Below are 15,371 nucleotides of genomic sequence, written 5' to 3' on the forward strand. Positions count from 1 at the left end.
GGCGACGCCGCGGCAGCGGCTGGTCGGCCCGGGTCAGCGGTCGGCGAGCTCGTCCCGCACCTTGCGGCGCAGCACCTTGCCGATCAGCGACTTCGGCAGCTCGTCAACCACGACGATGCGACGGGGCACCTTGTAGGGCGTGAGGTGCTGCCGGGTGAAGGTGCGCAGCGCCTGCACGTCGACCTCGGCACCCGGGTGCAGCACGATGGCGGCCGCCACCTGCTCGCCGCCGGGGGAGGGGAGGCCGACCGCAGCGGCCTCGGCCACTCCCTCGTGACGCAGCAGCACCTCCTCGACCTCGGACGGGCTCACGTTGAAGCCGCCGGTGATGATGAGCTCCTTGATGCGGTCGACGATGCGGACGAAGCCGTCCGGGTCGATCGTGACGATGTCGCCGGTGCGGAACCAGTCGCCGTCGACGAAGACCTCACTCGATTCCTGCGGCTTCCTGTAGTAGCCGCTGAAGACCTGGGGACCGCGCACGATCAGCTCTCCGCTCTCGCCGGCGGGCACGTCGACGGTCGGGTCCTCCGGGTCGACGACGCGCACCTCGGTGCTCGAGAGGGGCAGGCCGACCGTGCCGGCGCGACGAGTCGGGCCGACGGGGTTGGCCATCAGCACGGGCGAGCACTCGGAGAGGCCGTAGCCCTCGACGAGCCAGCCGCCCGACTGCTCCTCCCAGGGCTCGACGACCTCGGCCGACAGGGGCATGGCCCCCGAGATCGCCACCTCGACGCCCTTCAGCGAGATGCCGGCGTCGTCGGCGGCCTTGCGGAGGCGCGTGTAGATGGGCGGGACCGCCGGCAGGAAGGTCGGCGGGCGCTTCTTCATCACCTTGAGCACGAGCGCCGGGTCGAAGGCCGGGAACAGCACCAGGCGGGCGCCCATGCTCATCGCGAAGGTGAGGCAGAGCGTCAGCCCGTAGGCGTGGAACATCGGCAGCACGGCGTACACGGTGCAGTCGCCCCGCGTGATGGTGGGCACCCAGGCCCGCGACTGCGCCGCGTTCGAGAGCAGGTTCGCGTGGGTCAGCTGCGCGCCCTTGGGCGTGCCGGTGGTGCCGCTCGTGTACTGGATGACCGCGAGGTCCGAGGTCTCGGGGCGAGGGTGCTTCGCCTTGATGCGGGACGAGCCGACGACCTTCTCCCACGGGACGGTGCCGCGCACGGTCGTGGTCAGGCGGTCGCGCGACTCGCGCGCCTTCTTGATCGGCAGGCGGAGGGCTGTGCGCGTCGCGAGGGGCATGCCGCGGGTGACGTCGATCGACACGATCGAGTCGACGGCGACGTCGGAGGGGAAGTCCTGCAGGGTCTCGACGACCTTGTCCCACGCGATGGCGATCTTCGCGCCGTGGTCCTCGAACTGGTGCCGCAGCTCACGCGGCGTGTAGAGCGGGTTGTGCTCGACGACGATCGCGCCGAGGCGCAGCACCGCGTAGAACGCCACCACGTGCTGGGGGCTGTTCGGCAGCACGAGGGCGACGGTGTCGCCGTGGCGGACGCCGAGCTTGCGCAGGCCCTCGGCCGCTCGGGAGACCTGGTCGACGAGCTCGGCGTACGTGGTGGTCGCGCCGAAGAACTCGAGCGCCACCGACTTCGGGTACTCGGCCGCCGTGCCCTCGACGATGTCGAGGAGGGAGCCCGTGACGGGCTCGATGTCGTGGGGGACGCCGGGAGCGTAGGAGGCCAGCCAGGGACGAGCGGTGTCGATGGTCACGCGCACCACTCTAGGCCGAGATGCGCACCCTCCGAGCTGGCTGTGCGCGCGTCGGGGAGGCCGGGCGTTCAGTGGAGCCGCGCTCCCGACAGCGCGACACGACACGACGAGAGGAACACCGTGATCAAGGTCTGGTTCATCACCGGGGCATCGAAGGGCTTCGGCCGCGAATGGGCGGAGGCGGCCCTCGAGCGAGGCGACAGCGTCGCCGGCACGGCCCGCGAGCTGGAGGCGGTGGACGCGCTCGTCGAGCAGTACCCCGACACGTTCCTGCCGATCCAGCTCGACGTCACCGACCGCGCCGCCGACGTGGCCGCCGTGCAGCAGGCCGCCGAGCACTTCGGCCGCCTCGACGTCGTCGTCAACAACGCCGGCTACGGCCACTTCGGCATGGTCGAGGAGATCACCGAGGAGGAGGCGCGCGGCCAGCTCGAGACGAACCTCTTCGGCGCCCTCTGGGTCACGCAGGCGGCCCTGCCGATCATGCGCGAGCAGGGCTCCGGCCACATCGTCCAGGTCTCGAGCATCGGCGGCATCAGCGCGTTCCCGACCGTCGGCATCTACCACGCGTCGAAGTGGGCGCTCGAGGGCATCAGCCAGTCGCTCTCGCAGGAGGTCGCCGGCTTCGGCATCTCGGTCACGCTCGTCGAGCCCGGCGGCTTCTCGACCGACTGGTCCGGCCCGTCCGCCTCGCGCAGCGACGAGAACGAGGCGTACGCCGAGGTCCGCGAGGCCGCGTCCAAGCGTCCCTCGGCCGCCGACCCCGGCGACCCTACGGCCACCCGCGCGGCGATCCTCAAGGTCGTCGACGCCGACGAGCCGCCGCTCCGCGTCTTCTTCGGCAAGGCGTCGCTGGGCATCGCAAAGAAGGACTATGAGTCGCGCCTCGCGCTCTGGGAGGAGTGGCAGCCCGTCGCCGAGGAGGCGCACGGCAACTGACGCCTGCCTGCCTGCTCTGCCCGCGCCTCCTCGTCTCGACACCGGGACGAGGAGGCGCGGTGCGTCCGGGCAGGACGGCCGGACCGCCTCGACCGGCCGCGACTGCCGCGACCGCCTCGACTGCCTCGACGTCGAGACTCCCGCGCTCGCCGAGGGCAGGCGCCCAGCCCCCGCGGCGCATGATCGGAGTATGCCCGCCCTGACCGAGCCGCTCCGCGCCCGCCTCCAGTACACCTTCAACGGCCAGTACACGGGCACGCCCGAGTGGGTCACCGACCTCGCGAAGGGCGACGACGAGGGCTTCTTCGCGCCGGGGTCGGCCGTCTGGGCCGTGCACGGCTCGAACACCGCCATCCTCGCCGGGGTCCGCGCCCTGCTCGTGCAGGCGCTGCACCCGGGGGCGCTCGCCGGGGTGCACGACCACTCCCGGTTCCGAGAGGACCCGCTCGGCCGCCTGGCCGGCACGATCCGCTGGATCTACACCGTGACCTACGGCAGCCAGGAGGCGGCGACCCACGCCTCCCGGTGGGTCAGCCGCCTGCACACGAAGGTCGTCGGCAGCTACGACGACCGGCACGGCGTCTCGCACGACTACGCGGCGAACGACCCCGAGCTGCTCAGCTGGGTGCACATGGCCTTCGCCGACTCGTTCCTCGCCGCGTACCTGGCGTGGGGCGAGGGGGAGGTGCCCGGCGGGCCCGACGCGTACGTGCGCGAGTGGGCGACCGCCGGCGAGCTGATGGGCGTCGTCGACCCGCCGCGCTCGGTCGCCGAGATGCAGGACCAGCTCATGGAGTTCGACCGCCGCGGGATCCTCGAGCGCACCGCCCGGACCGAGGAGGTGGTGGGCTTCATCACGCGGCCGCCGCTGTTCCCGGTGCTGCGCGTCGGCTACCCGGTGCTGTTCAACGGTGCCGTGGGCACCCTGCAGCCGCGGTTCCGCGAGCTGCTCGGCCTTCGCGCGCCGCACGTCGGGCCGGTCGACCTGCCGACCACCCGGCCCGCGGGCGTGATGCTCGGGGCGATCGGCCGCGTGCTCGGCGACAAGCCGGTCGCCGAGGAGCACTCGCTCGCGCGGCTCGAGCGGCTGCGGGGCGCCCAGGCGTAGCCGCCGCCGCTGCGGACCGGGGAGGATGGGAGCATGACCGATCCTGCCGACGCCGCCGCGCCTCCTGCGACCCGGCGGGCGGGAGGGCTGCGCTGGCTGCGCGACCTCGTCGTGATCGTGCTGATCGCGCTGCTGGTGTCGTGGGGCGTCCGGACGTTCCTCGTGAGGTCGTTCTCCATCCCGTCGGCGTCGATGGAGCAGACCCTGCTGATCGGCGACCGCATCCTCGTGAACGGGCTCGTGCCCGACGTGACGGACCTGCACCGGGGCGACGTCGTCGTCTTCGAGGACCCGGGCGGCTGGCTGACGGCAGGCGAGGGCGACGACCTCGTCAAGCGCGTGATCGGGCTGCCCGGCGACACCGTCTCGTGCTGCGACGCCGAGGGGCGCCTGCTGGTGAACGGTGAGCCGGTCGACGAGCCGTACCTGAACGTGCCCGAGGGGGACCCGGCGTCGCTCGCGCCGTTCGACGTCACCGTGCCCGACGGCGCACTCTGGGTGATGGGCGACAACCGCGAGCGCTCGGCCGACTCCCGGTCGCACGTGACCGGCCCCTACGAGGGCTTCGTGCCGCTCGACCACGTCGTCGGCCGCGCGACGGTCGTCTTCTGGCCGCTCGGCCGCTGGGCGGTGCTGTAGGGCCGAGGAGGCGCGGCGAGCGTCGCCCCCGGTCAGCGGGTCAGCGGGCCAGCCGGTCAGCGGCCGGCGATCAGGGCGTCGCGGACCTCGCGACGGAGGACCTTGCCGATCAGCGACCGGGGCAGCTCGTCGACGACGACGACGCGACGCGGCACCTTGTAGGCCGCGAGCTGCTCGCGGCAGTGGCCGCGCACCTCCTCGGGGTCGACCGTGCTGCCGGGCTCGACGACGATCGCGGCGACGACGTCCTCGCCGCCGCCGTCGCGGGGCAGGCCGACGACCGCGGCCTCCGCCACGCCGGCGACGCCGCGCACCGCCTCCTCGACCTCGGACGGGGCGACGTTGAAGCCGCCGGTGACGATCAGCTCCTTGATGCGGTCGACGATGGTGACGTAGCCGTCGGCGCTCATGCTGACGATGTCGCCGGTGCGGAACCAGCCGCCGGGCAGGAACGCCTCGGCCGTCTCGTCGGGGCGGTTCCAGTAGCCGCGGAACACCTGCGGGCCGCGGAGGATCAGCTCGCCGGCCGCGCCGGGGGCGACGGGGCGTTCGGGGTCGGGGTCGTCGCGGTCGACGACGCGCGCCTCGGTCGAGGGGAACGGCACGCCCACGGTGCCCGGGCGACGGGTCGGGCCCATCGGGTTGCCGAGGGCGACCGGCGACGTCTCGGTGAGGCCGAAGCCCTCGACGAGCATGCCGCCCGTGACGCGCTCCCAGGCGGTGACCGTCGACAGGGGGAGGTTCATCGCGCCCGAGATGGCGAAGCGCGCGCTGCGGAGGTCGACGCCGCGCTGCTCGGCGGCCTCGGCGAGGCGCTGGTAGATCGGCGGGACCGCGGGCAGGAAGGTCGGCGGGTGCTTCGCCGCGGCCTTGAGCACGAGGTCGACGTCGAACTTGGGGAACAGCACGAGCCGTGCCCCGATCCGCATCGCGAAGGTGAGGCAGAGCGTCAGGCCGTAGGCGTGGAAGAACGGCAGCACGCCGTACACCGTCTCCTCGCCCTCGACGGCGCCCTGCACCCAGGCGCGTCCCTGCTCGGCGTTGCTGCGGAGCGACCGGTGGGTCAGCACGGCGCCCTTCGGCGAGCCGGTGGTGCCGCTCGTGTACTGCAGCAGGGCGACGTCGTCGAGGGCAGGGCGCGGGTGGCGCCTCTTCAGCGGGCGGCCCGACACGAGGTCGGGCCAGCTGACGTCGCCGACGGCACGGGCGGTGAGCGCCTCGCGCGACTTCCGCGCCGCGGGGACAGGGAGCTTGAGAGCGAGCCTGGTGCCGAGGGGCATGCTCCGGGTGACGTCGACCGAGACGACCGTGTCGAAGCGGAGGTCGCCGGGCAGCTCGCGGAGGCGCCCGACGAGCTTGTCCCAGGCGATGGCGACCTTGGCGCCGTGGTCCTCGAAGAGGTGGCGCAGTTCGCGGTCGGTGTAGAGCGGGTTGTGCTCGACGACGACGGCGCCGAGGCGGAGCGTCGCGTAGAAGGCCACCACGTGCTGCGGGCTGTTCGGCAGCAGGATCGCCACGCGGTCGCCTGCCGTCACGCCGAGCTTGCGGAGGCCCTCGGCGGCCCGCTCGATCTCGTCGCCGAGGTCGCGGTACCTGGTCTCGCGCCCGAAGAACTCGAGGGCGACCTTGCCGCGGTGGGCAGCCACCGCGTCGTCGATCAGGTCGACGAGCGTGCCCGTGACGGGCTCGATGTCGGCGGGGACGCCCGGGGCGTAGCTGTGCAGCCAGGGGCGGGCGTCGGACTCGGCGTCGGCGGTCATGCCGACATCGAACCATCCCGAGGTCCGGGCGACCTGCGAGGGCGCCCGCTCCGCCTGCCCTGCGTCGGCGGGCGGGGGCAGCCCGCGTCAGCGAGCAGGGCAGCCCGCGTCAGCGAGCGGGGCACCCTCCGTCAGCGCGCGTCGCGGCCCGTCAGCGCGAGCAGGCGGACGAGCATCGGGGCGTCGTCGTCCACGGGCACCGGCGAGGCGAACAGCCCGGAGGCCTCGAGGGCGTCCCGCTGTGGCTCGAAGACCGACCAGACGGCGGCGACGAGGTCGTCGTCCAGCTCCTCGTCCGAGCCGATGGCGCGGGCGAGGTCCCACGCGTGGATGGTGACGTCGGCGACCTGCTCGGCGAGGTACTCGTGCACCGGCACGACGTCCGAGCTGAGCCGCACCGACGCCTCGGGGTCCGCCTCGCGCCACGCCTCGGCCGCGGCCCGCGACGACCGGTGCCAGGCGTCGACGAGGTCGTCGCCGAGCGGCTCGACCGAGGCCTGCGCCTCGCTCGGGTCGCCGCCCTCGAGCAGGACGGGCACCCACTGCTGCTCGCGGGTCACGTGGCGCACGAGGTCGCGCACGGCCCACTCGGTGTCGGGCGTCGGGGCGTCCCAGTCGGTGACGGCCTCGACCCGGCGCGCGAACTCGGCGTGCGCCCGGTGCTGCAGGGTGATCCAGTCGTGCGTCATGCGGGGTCCTCCTCGGAGCAGGTATGACGGTGACAACGCAGGAGGCGCGCGAGCCTTCCCGAGGACGGCCGCGGCATCCGAGGTCCGCCGTCAGCGTACCTACCGTGTGCCCCGGCGTGTCCTCTAGTGTCGGGTGCATGACCTCCCTGCTCGAGCTGCTGGTGCGCGTCCTCGCGCCGCTCGAGCTCGCGCTCGCGATGGGGCTCGCCGTCGGCCACGCCGGGTCGCTGCCCGCCACGGTCGTCGTCGGCCTCGTCGGCGCCGCCGCGGTGCTGGCGATCGTGGTCGTCGCCCGCGCGGTGCTGGCGCTCGCGGGGCTGGGCACGGCCGTGCCGGGGCCGGTGCTGACCGAGGCGGCCGACGTGCGCCTCCTCGTCTTCGCCCGCGACCCCGACTCCGACGGACACGTGCGCGCCCGGGCGCCGGGACGGCTCCTCCCGGCCGTCTGACAGCGCCCGCGGCGCCCGACGGCCAGAAGCGACCTCTTTCCTTCTGCCGTGAGGACCTCCATGGACCTGTCCGCCTTCCCGCCCCTCGCCGTCGTCCTCGACGGCCTGCACACCGTCGTCGTCGCGCTGAGCGACCTCGTCGAGCCGATCGCCGGCGCCTCGTCGTCCGCGCTCGCCGTCGTGCTCCTGACCTTGCTCGTCCGTGCACTGCTGGTGCCCGTGGGGGTGTCGCAGGTGCGGGCGGAGATCGGCCGCCGACGACTGGCGCCCGCCCTCGCCGACCTGCGCCGGCGGATCCGCGACCCCCAGGCGCTGCAGCGCGCGACGGCGGCGCTCTACACGTCGGAGAGGGTGTCGCCGTTGGCGGGCTGCCTGCCGACCCTCGCCCAGGCGCCGGTGCTCACGGCGGTCTGGTCGCTGTTCTCGCACCCCGTGATCGCCGGGCACGCCAACGCCCTGCTCGGGCACGTCCTGGCCGGGGCCGCGCTCGGCGCCTCGCTGGTGGGCTCGGTCGGTCCCGTCGCCGCCGGCGTCGCGGCGGGTGCCGTCTGGCCCTTCGTGGTGCTGCTGGTCGTGCTCGCGCTCGTCGTCGAGCTGCGACGACGGGCCGATCTCCGAGCGGTCGGCCCGGTCGTGGCGACGCCCGGGCAGGAGGCGCTGCCCGGCCTCGCGACGGTCGCGCGCGTGCTGCCCTTCGCCACCGTCGTCGTCGCGGCGTTCGTCCCGCTCGCCGCCGCCCTGTACATGGTGACGAGCGCGGCGTGGACGCTGGGGGAGCGAGCGGTGCTCCGCCGGGTGCTGGCCTAGGAGGCGCCGGCACGAGGAGGCGCCGACCACGACGGAGGGCCCGCCCCTGCGACTGCAGGTGCGGGCCCTCCGGGGCGCGGGCGGCGTGCGCCCGCGACGGTGCGACTACGGCGCGAGGACGAACTGGATCTCGAGCGTGACGGTGACGTCGTTGCCGAGGGTGAAGCCGCCGGCCTCGAGGGCCGCGTTCCAGGTGACGCCGAACTCGGTGCGGTCGATCTTGGTGGTAGCCGAGAAGCCGAGCTTGGTCTGGCCGTAGCCGTCGACGACGAGGCCGCCGAGCTCGCTCTTCAGGGTGACGGGCTTGGTGACGCCGCGGAGGGTCAGGTCGCCGTGCACGAGGAACGCGTCGTCGCCCTTCTCCTCGATGCTCGTCGAGACGAAGGACATCTTCGGGTGCTCCTCGGCGAGGAAGAAGTCGCCGGTCTGGAGGTGGCCGTCGCGGTCCTTCTGGTTCGTGTTGACCGAGGCTACGTCGATGGACGCGGTGACCTTGCTGGCGGTGTGGTCCTCGGCGGTGACGAGCGAGGCGTCGAACGACTCGAACGAGCCCTTGACCTTGCTGATGGCGAGGTGGCGGACGCTGAACGAGACCTCGCTGTGCGTGGGGTCGAGGGTCCAGGTGCCGGCGGGGATCTTCTCTGCGGTGATGGCCATGGTGTTCTCCTGCTGTTCTGTGGGCTTCGTGGTGTGTCGTGCGGTGAGATCTAGATCGGTGACGTGTCACCGAAGGTCGGTACGAGTATATGCAAGCGCATCCTCCCGCGCGACATTCCCGATCTCCGGCCGGAGATCGGGAACGTCGTCGCCGAGGTGGAGCGTGCGAGGCCGGCGGCTCAGGCCGGGCGCTGGGCGGGCGAGACCGTCTTGGCGGGGTCGCGCTCGGCAAGGTCGCCGAGCACCTCGTCGATCCTCGTCATGACCTCGGCGGGCAGGGTCACGCCGGCCGCCTTGACGTTGTCGGCGACCTGCTCGGGACGCGAGGCCCCGATGATCGCGGAGGCGACGTTGTCGTTCTGCAGCACCCACGCGATGGCGAGCTGGGCCATCGAGAGCCCCAGGTCGGCGGCGATCGGCTCGAGGGCGGCGACGCCGGTGAGGACCTCGTCGGTCAGGAAGCGCTTGATGGTGTTCGCGCCGCCCTTCTCGTCGGTCGCGCGGCTGCCGGCGGGCAGCTCGGCACCCGGCTTGTACTTGCCGGTCAGGACGCCCTGCGCGACGGGGGACCAGACGATCTGGCTCAGGCCGTGCTGCTTGCTCGCCGGGACGACCTCCTGCTCGATGACCCGCCACAGCATCGAGTACTGCGGCTGGTTCGAGATGAGCTGCACGCCGAGCTTCTCGGCCAGCGCGTGGCCGGCGCGGATCTGCTCCGCGTTCCACTCGCTCACGCCGATGTAGAGCGCCTTGCCCTGGCGGACGACGTCGGCGAAGGCCTGCATCGTCTCCTCGAGCGGGGTCTCGCTGTCGTAGCGGTGCGCCTGGTACAGGTCGACGTAGTCGGTGCCGAGCCGCTTCAGGGAGCCGTCGATCGACTCCAGGATGTGCTTGCGGCTGAGGCCGGTGTCGTTGTGGCCCGCCGGGCCCGTCGGCCAGTAGACCTTCGTGAAGATCTCGAGCGACTCGCGCCGCTCGCCGGCGAGTCCCGCGCCGAGCACCGTCTCGGCGCCCGTGTTCGCGTAGGCGTCCGCGGTGTCGAAGGTCGAGATGCCCGCGTCGAGGGCGGCGCGGACGCACTGCGTCGCGACGTCGTTCTCGACCTGCGACGCGTGCGTCAGCCAGTTGCCGTAGGTGATCTCAGAGATCTTGAGACCGCTGTGTCCGAGGTATCTGAATTCCATGGGCTCACGCTACGCGCGTCCCGGGCGCGAGGCGAGCGGCAGCCGGGACCGCCATGTGAACAGCGCGTGACGCCAACCTGGCAACCACCGCACAAGGACGTACCCCGGGCAAACCCCCTAACGGGGGGCCCCCGAACCGGTGTCATGCCCGACGCCACTGCCCTCGACGAGAGGGTGACCACCCGACCGGCCGACGCTCCCGGCGTCGACCCTGCCGCCGCCTCCGCGGCGACGTCCCCCGTGCCCGCCCGCGCCGCCGTCTCGGTGCGCGTGGCGAGCCGCCTCCGCGAGCTCGCGACCTTCGGCCTCGTCGGCGGCATCGCCTTCGTCGTCGACGTGGGCGTCTACAACCTGCTGCGCGTCACGCTGCTCGACGACAAGCCGATCGGCGCGAAGGTGATCTCGGTGATCGTCGCGACCGCCGTCGCGTGGCTCGGCAACCGCTACCTCACGTTCCGTGCCGACCGTGGCCGTGCCGTGCTCAGGGAGGCCGTCGTCTTCGGCCTCGTGAACGTCGGGGGGCTGGCCATCGCCTCCCTCTGCCTCTTCGTGTCGCACTACGTGCTCGGCCACACCAGCCAGCTCGCCGACAACATCGCGGCGAACGGCGTGGGGCTCGTGCTCGGCACGGCGTTCCGCTACGTCGCGTACCGCTGGTTCGTCTTCGCGCCGGCCACCGCCGACGCCCGCTGACCGCACCACCCGCACCGCGCACCACCCGCACCGCGCACCACCCGAACTGCGCACCACAGGCCACCCCCGCACCACCGGCCACACCCCGCTCGCGGCACCCGACCGTCGCGATCCGGAGACCACCTCCCACCCCTGACCCGACAGGAGAACGACCGTGTCGACTGACCCGACGCACCCCGTGCACTCCCTGCTCGCCGCCGGCGAGCCGCAGCCCCTGCTGACGCCGCAGGCACCCACGAGCCCTGACCAGTTCGTGCCCAACCGCGGCGCCACGTCCGGCGCGGGGGAGGCCCTCTCGGGCTTCTCGCTGCCCGACTGGAGCCCCTTCGAGTGGATCGGCTACTCGTCGCTGATCGTCGTGTCGCTGCTGCTGACCGCGGTGGCCGTCTCGACGCTGTGGTGGATGCTGCACGCCTGGCGCTCGAAGGACAACCTCGAGGGCAGCCAGTTCAGCTCCGACCCCCTCGACGCACGGCACTCGTTCACCCTGCTGGTCCCCGGACGGCACGAGGAGGAGGTCATGGGCCAGACCCTCGACCGCCTCGCGCTGCAGGACCACCCCGACTTCGAGATCATCGCGATCGTCGGCCACGACGACCCGGGCACCGAGCGGGTCGCCCGTGAGGCTGCGGCCCGCCACCCCGACCTGATCCGCGTGGTCGTCGACTCGAGCGTCCCCAAGAACAAGCCCAAGGCGCTCAACCTCGCGCTGCAGACCTCGCGCGGCGAGATCGTCGGCGTGTTCGACGCCGAGGACGAGGTGCACCCGCGCCTCCTGACGCTCGTCGACTCGCGCTTCAGCGAGACCGACGCGGACGTCGTCCAGGGCGGCGTGCAGCTGATGAACTTCCAGTCGAGCTGGTGGAGCCTCCGCAACGTGCTCGAGTACTACTTCTGGTTCCGCTCGCGCCTGCACTTCCACGCCAAGGAGAAGTTCATCCCGCTCGGCGGCAACACCGTCTTCGTCCGCAAGGACTGGCTCGACTGGTCCGAGGGCTGGGACGCCGAGTGCCTCGCCGAGGACTGCGAGCTGGGCGTCCGCCTGTCGAGCGCCGGCGCGAAGGTCGTCGTCGCCTACAGCCCCGAGGTCGTCACCCGCGAGGAGACCCCCGGCACGTTCGTCTCGCTGCTGAAGCAGCGCACCCGCTGGAACCAGGGCTTCATGCAGGTCTACGGCAAAGGGGAGTGGAAGAAGCTGCCGCGTCTGCGCCAGCGACTCATGGCCCGCTACCTGCTGACCATGCCCTTCATCCAGGCGGCCACGGGCCTCCTGATCCCCATCTCCGTCATCCTGATCTTCACGATCAAGGTGCCGACGGCCATCGCCCTCGTCTCGTTCATCCCGCTGGCGCCGACCCTGGTGCTGCTGGCCGTCGAGTTCACCGGCCTCCGGGAGTTCGGCCGTACCTACGGCCAGAAGGTCCGGGCGCGCGACTACTTCCGCCTGGTCTGGGGCCTCATCCCGTACCAGATCTTCCTCGCCCTCGCCGCCGTGCGAGCCGTCTTCCGCCAGATCCGGGGCATGAACGCCTGGGAGAAGACGGAGCACACCGGAGCCCACCGCCCCGCCGAGACCCCAGCCCCGCAGGAGGCGCCCCGCGCGTCCCAGCAGGAGCCCGCCCTCGCCATGACAGGAGGTGACCGATGACCAGCACGCTGAACCGCCCGACGGCGGTCGACGACCGCATCGCCTCGGCGCCGCGCCGTCTCGGCACGCCCATGCAGGCTGCCCCCGAGCGCTCGCCGGGGTGGCTCCGCCGCCACGGCGCCAGCCTCGTCTGGCTGCTGCCCCTGATGGCGATCGCCGCCGTCGTGCAGGCCTTCAACATGGCCGGCTCGCCGCAGCGCATCGACGACGAGGGCACGTACACGGCTCAGGCGTGGGCCGTCCAGAACCTCGGCGAGCTCGCCCACTACACCTACTGGTACGACCACCCCCCGGTGGGCTGGCTGCAGATCTCGGCCTACACGGCCCTGACCGGAGCCTTCGACCGCTACGACGTCGCGGTGCTGGCCGGCCGCGAGGCGATGCTCGCCTTCACCGTCGTCGCCGTCGCCCTGCTCTGGCTGCTCGCCCGCAAGCTCGGCCTCAGCCGCCCGGCCGCGGCCGTCGCCGGCCTCGTGTTCGCCGTGTCGCCGCTGGCCCTGCAGTTCCACCGCACGGTCTACCTCGACAACGTCGCGACGCCGTGGCTGCTGGCCGCGTTCGTCTTCGCCCTCAGCAAGCGTTACCAGCTCGCCGGCTTCGCCGCCGCCTCCGTCTCGTTCGGCATCGCGGTGCTCTCGAAGGAGACGTACCTGCTGGCCCTGCCGTTCCTGGCCTGGATGATGTGGCGCGGCGCCGACAAGTCGACCCGCCGCTACACGCTCTCGATCGCGGGCAGCCTGCTCGTGCTCGTCGGCCTCGGCTACGTCGCGCTCGCCGCCGTCAAGGGAGAGCTGCTGCCGGGCGCCGGCCGGGTCAGCCTGCTCGAGGGCATCCAGTTCCAGCTCGCGACCCGCGAGGCGAGCGGCTCGGTGTTCGACACCGGCAGCCTCTTCTTCGCGACGGTCTCGCAGTGGTGGCAGCTCGACCAGGTGCTGATCGTCGTCGGCACCCTCGCCTCCGTCGTCGGCCTCTTCATGAAGCGGGTCCGCCCGATCGCCGTGATGATGGTCTTCCTGATCGCCTTCATGTTCCGTCCCGGCGGCTACCTGCCGGTGCCGTACGTGATCATGCTGCTGCCGTTCGCGGCGCTGCTGATCGCCGCGGTCACGGACGCCGCCGTGAAGTCGGTGCGGGCGCGCCGGGCCGGCGCCGTCTCGACGGCCGCGGTCCGCACCGGGTCCGTCACCTGGATCGCGCTCACCGTCGCCGCCGTGGTGGCGCTGGTGCCCCTCTGGGCCGTGCAGCTGCGCGGGTTCCTCGACTCCGACCTCGACGCGCCGATGCGCAACGCCGAGACCTGGGTCGAGACCAACGTCCCGAAGGACAGCCGTCTCCTCGTCGACGACGCGGTGTGGGTCGACCTGGTCCGTGCCGGCTTCGCCCGGGACAACGTGATCTGGTTCTACAAGATCGACACCGACGGCGCCGTCCAGGCTCAGTCGCCGAACGGCTGGCGCGACTCGGACTACCTGTTCGAGACCGAGTCGGTCCGGACGTCGGGAGCAGGATCGCCCGACGTGCGCTCGGCCCTCGAGAGCTCGACGGTCGTCGCCTCCTTCGGCGACGGCGACCAGCAGGTGAACATCCGCCGGATCGACAGCGACGGCGCCGCCGAGGCGCAGCGCTCCGGGGACGCCGCCGCCGCCGCGCGGTCCGCCGCCGGTGCCGAGCTCGCCCAGAACCCGGACCTGCAGGTGTCGGCCACGTTCGACCAGGCCCTCCGCGACGGCCGCCTCGACCCGCGTGCCCTGATCGTCCTCGGTCAGCTCGCGGCCGCGGCGCCCATCTCGGTCGCCGACCCGGCCGCCCTGCCGGGTGAGCAGGAGTCCGTGTTCCGGCAGTTCGACGTGACGCCGCAGGGCGGCGAGACCGTCGCGCAGCTCGACACGCTCCTCCGCGGCCTCGGCGACACCTACGAGCCGGCCTCGATCGAGCCGCAGGGAGACGGCCTTCGCATCACGTTCTCCGCCGTCGCCCCGTCGGGCGTCCTGTCCGACTGACCACGTCGCCGGGGGTCGTCCACACGACCCCCGGCACCCCTCCTCACCGCCGTCGCGCCCTCTCGGACGCGGCACCCGACCGGAAAGGAACCATCCTGATGACCTCACTCCACAGCAGCACCGCACGCACCGCCTCCGCGACCGCCGCCTCCTCGACCACCACACCGAGGCGCCGCCTCGTGACCGTCCTCGCGCTCACGGCGGCGACAGGCGTCGCCCTCGCCGGGTCGCTCGTCGGCGCGTCGCCCGCACACGCCGCCGACGGCGACGGTTGGGTCCGCGTCGGCCACCTCTCGCCCGACACCAAGTCGGTCGACGTGACCCTGACCTCGCTCGCCGGCGGCCAGGTCGTCATGGACCTCGACGACGTCACGTTCGGCCAGGTCAGCCCGTACCAGGCGCTGACGCCCGGCACCTACGTCGTCTCGATGACCGCCGCCGACGCACCCGCCGACGCGAAGCCGGTCATCACCACGAACGTCACCGTCGACAGCGGACAGCCGATCACGGCCCTCGCCTACGGACCCAACGACGACCTCGAGACCCGCGTCGTCAAGGACGACCTCACCCCGCCGACGGACGGCCAGGCCAAGGTGCGCCTGTTCCAGGCCGCGACCGTGAGCAAGACCGTCTCGGTCGCGACGACGACCGGCACGACCATCGCGTCGAAGGCCTCGTTCGGCAGCGCCAGCGGCTACGCCGAGGTGGCCGCCGGCCCGTGGAGCCTCGACCTGACCGGCCAGAAGGTCACCGGCACGAGCGACGTCGACCTCGCCGCCGGCAGCATCAACACGCTGTTCGTGCTCGACAACTCGACCGGCGGGCTCACCGTCGTGCCGGTGGTCGACAGCGCGGCCACGGCGCAGGCCCCCGTGGGCGGCGTCCAGACGGGCGGCGGCTACCTGGCCGAGCACCCCGTGAAGGACGAGCCCGCCGGCTTCTGGGCCACCGTCCGCAGCTGGTTCGGGGCCTGAGATCCCGAGGAGGCGCGGTGAGCGACCACCGTCGCCGCGCCTCCTCGGGCCCCACCCGCAGCGCCCTCCACGAAGCACCCCGCGCGGACACCGCTCCGTGAGCCACAC

Annotated in this window: 14 protein-coding genes; 9 read left to right on the top strand and 5 right to left on the bottom strand. The window is 72.6% G+C overall.

From position 1 onward, the window contains the following. Positions 1–33 precede the first annotated feature (33 nt). A complete protein-coding gene (locus IFT77_RS09260) occupies positions 34–1,716 on the bottom strand; it encodes a long-chain-fatty-acid--CoA ligase (RefSeq protein WP_192169803.1) in 1,683 nt (560 codons plus the stop codon). 120 nt (positions 1,717–1,836) lie between these two features. Here IFT77_RS09260 and IFT77_RS09265 point away from each other — a divergent pair, with 120 nt between their 5' ends. From IFT77_RS09265 to lepB, 3 genes are all read left to right on the top strand, one after another. Continuing rightward, positions 1,837–2,655: an oxidoreductase gene (locus IFT77_RS09265; RefSeq protein WP_192169804.1), complete on the top strand. Its 819-nt coding sequence runs from the start codon at positions 1,837–1,839 to the stop codon at positions 2,653–2,655. 190 nt (positions 2,656–2,845) lie between these two features. After that, on the top strand, positions 2,846–3,763 hold the full coding sequence (locus IFT77_RS09270) for an oxygenase MpaB family protein (RefSeq protein ID WP_192041200.1): 918 nt from the start codon (positions 2,846–2,848) through the stop codon (positions 3,761–3,763). A gap of 33 nt (positions 3,764–3,796) precedes the next feature. After that, positions 3,797–4,402, top strand: a complete 606-nt coding sequence (gene lepB, locus IFT77_RS09275; protein WP_192169805.1) for a signal peptidase I — start codon at positions 3,797–3,799, stop codon at positions 4,400–4,402. A gap of 56 nt (positions 4,403–4,458) precedes the next feature. On the opposite strand, the gene IFT77_RS09280 is transcribed toward lepB, so the two are convergent. Then, positions 4,459–6,162: a long-chain-fatty-acid--CoA ligase gene (locus IFT77_RS09280; RefSeq protein ID WP_192169806.1), complete on the bottom strand. Its 1,704-nt coding sequence runs from the start codon at positions 6,160–6,162 to the stop codon at positions 4,459–4,461. Between the two features lie 131 nt (positions 6,163–6,293). After that, positions 6,294–6,851 (bottom strand): TIGR03086 family metal-binding protein, encoded by a 558-nt coding sequence (locus IFT77_RS09285; RefSeq protein WP_123548188.1) that lies wholly within the window; start codon positions 6,849–6,851, stop codon positions 6,294–6,296. 137 nt (positions 6,852–6,988) lie between these two features. On the opposite strand from IFT77_RS09285, the gene IFT77_RS09290 reads away from it, so the two are divergent. Together IFT77_RS09290 and yidC are read left to right on the top strand one after the other, a co-directional pair. Then, positions 6,989–7,300 carry a DUF6412 domain-containing protein gene (locus IFT77_RS09290; RefSeq protein ID WP_197980648.1) on the top strand — a complete coding sequence of 104 codons (312 nt, stop codon included), beginning with the start codon at positions 6,989–6,991 and terminating at the stop codon, positions 7,298–7,300. 60 nt (positions 7,301–7,360) lie between these two features. After that, positions 7,361–8,107: a membrane protein insertase YidC gene (yidC, locus tag IFT77_RS09295; RefSeq protein WP_192169807.1), complete on the top strand. Its 747-nt coding sequence runs from the start codon at positions 7,361–7,363 to the stop codon at positions 8,105–8,107. 105 nt (positions 8,108–8,212) lie between these two features. On the opposite strand, the gene IFT77_RS09300 is transcribed toward yidC, so the two are convergent. Both IFT77_RS09300 and IFT77_RS09305 read right to left on the bottom strand, forming a co-directional pair. Continuing rightward, positions 8,213–8,764 carry a YceI family protein gene (locus IFT77_RS09300; protein WP_192169808.1) on the bottom strand — a complete coding sequence of 184 codons (552 nt, stop codon included), beginning with the start codon at positions 8,762–8,764 and terminating at the stop codon, positions 8,213–8,215. Positions 8,765–8,943: 179 nt separating this feature from the next. Beyond that, entirely contained in the window at positions 8,944–9,948 is a 1,005-nt protein-coding gene (locus IFT77_RS09305) for an aldo/keto reductase family protein (protein WP_192169809.1), read from the bottom strand. A 144-nt stretch (positions 9,949–10,092) separates the two neighbouring features. Here IFT77_RS09305 and IFT77_RS09310 point away from each other — a divergent pair, with 144 nt between their 5' ends. From IFT77_RS09310 to IFT77_RS09325, 4 genes are all read left to right on the top strand, one after another. Next, positions 10,093–10,641: a GtrA family protein gene (locus tag IFT77_RS09310; RefSeq protein ID WP_192169810.1), complete on the top strand. Its 549-nt coding sequence runs from the start codon at positions 10,093–10,095 to the stop codon at positions 10,639–10,641. A 154-nt stretch (positions 10,642–10,795) separates the two neighbouring features. Beyond that, positions 10,796–12,289, top strand: a complete 1,494-nt coding sequence (locus IFT77_RS09315; RefSeq protein WP_371741003.1) for a glycosyltransferase — start codon at positions 10,796–10,798, stop codon at positions 12,287–12,289. Then, the gene (locus IFT77_RS09320; RefSeq protein ID WP_192041207.1) at positions 12,286–14,289 is read left to right on the top strand and encodes a glycosyltransferase family 39 protein; all 2,004 of its coding nucleotides are present in this window, start codon (positions 12,286–12,288) and stop codon (positions 14,287–14,289) included. Before IFT77_RS09315 ends, IFT77_RS09320 begins: the two co-directional genes overlap by 4 nt. Positions 14,290–14,387: 98 nt before the next feature. After that, positions 14,388–15,263 (top strand): DUF4397 domain-containing protein, encoded by an 876-nt coding sequence (locus IFT77_RS09325; RefSeq protein WP_192169811.1) that lies wholly within the window; start codon positions 14,388–14,390, stop codon positions 15,261–15,263. The last annotated feature ends 108 nt before the right edge of the window (positions 15,264–15,371 follow it).

Origin of the sequence: Frigoribacterium sp. CFBP 13729, from assembly GCF_014841875.1 — a bacterium.
In the GTDB taxonomy this organism is placed as follows: domain Bacteria; phylum Actinomycetota; class Actinomycetes; order Actinomycetales; family Microbacteriaceae; genus Frigoribacterium.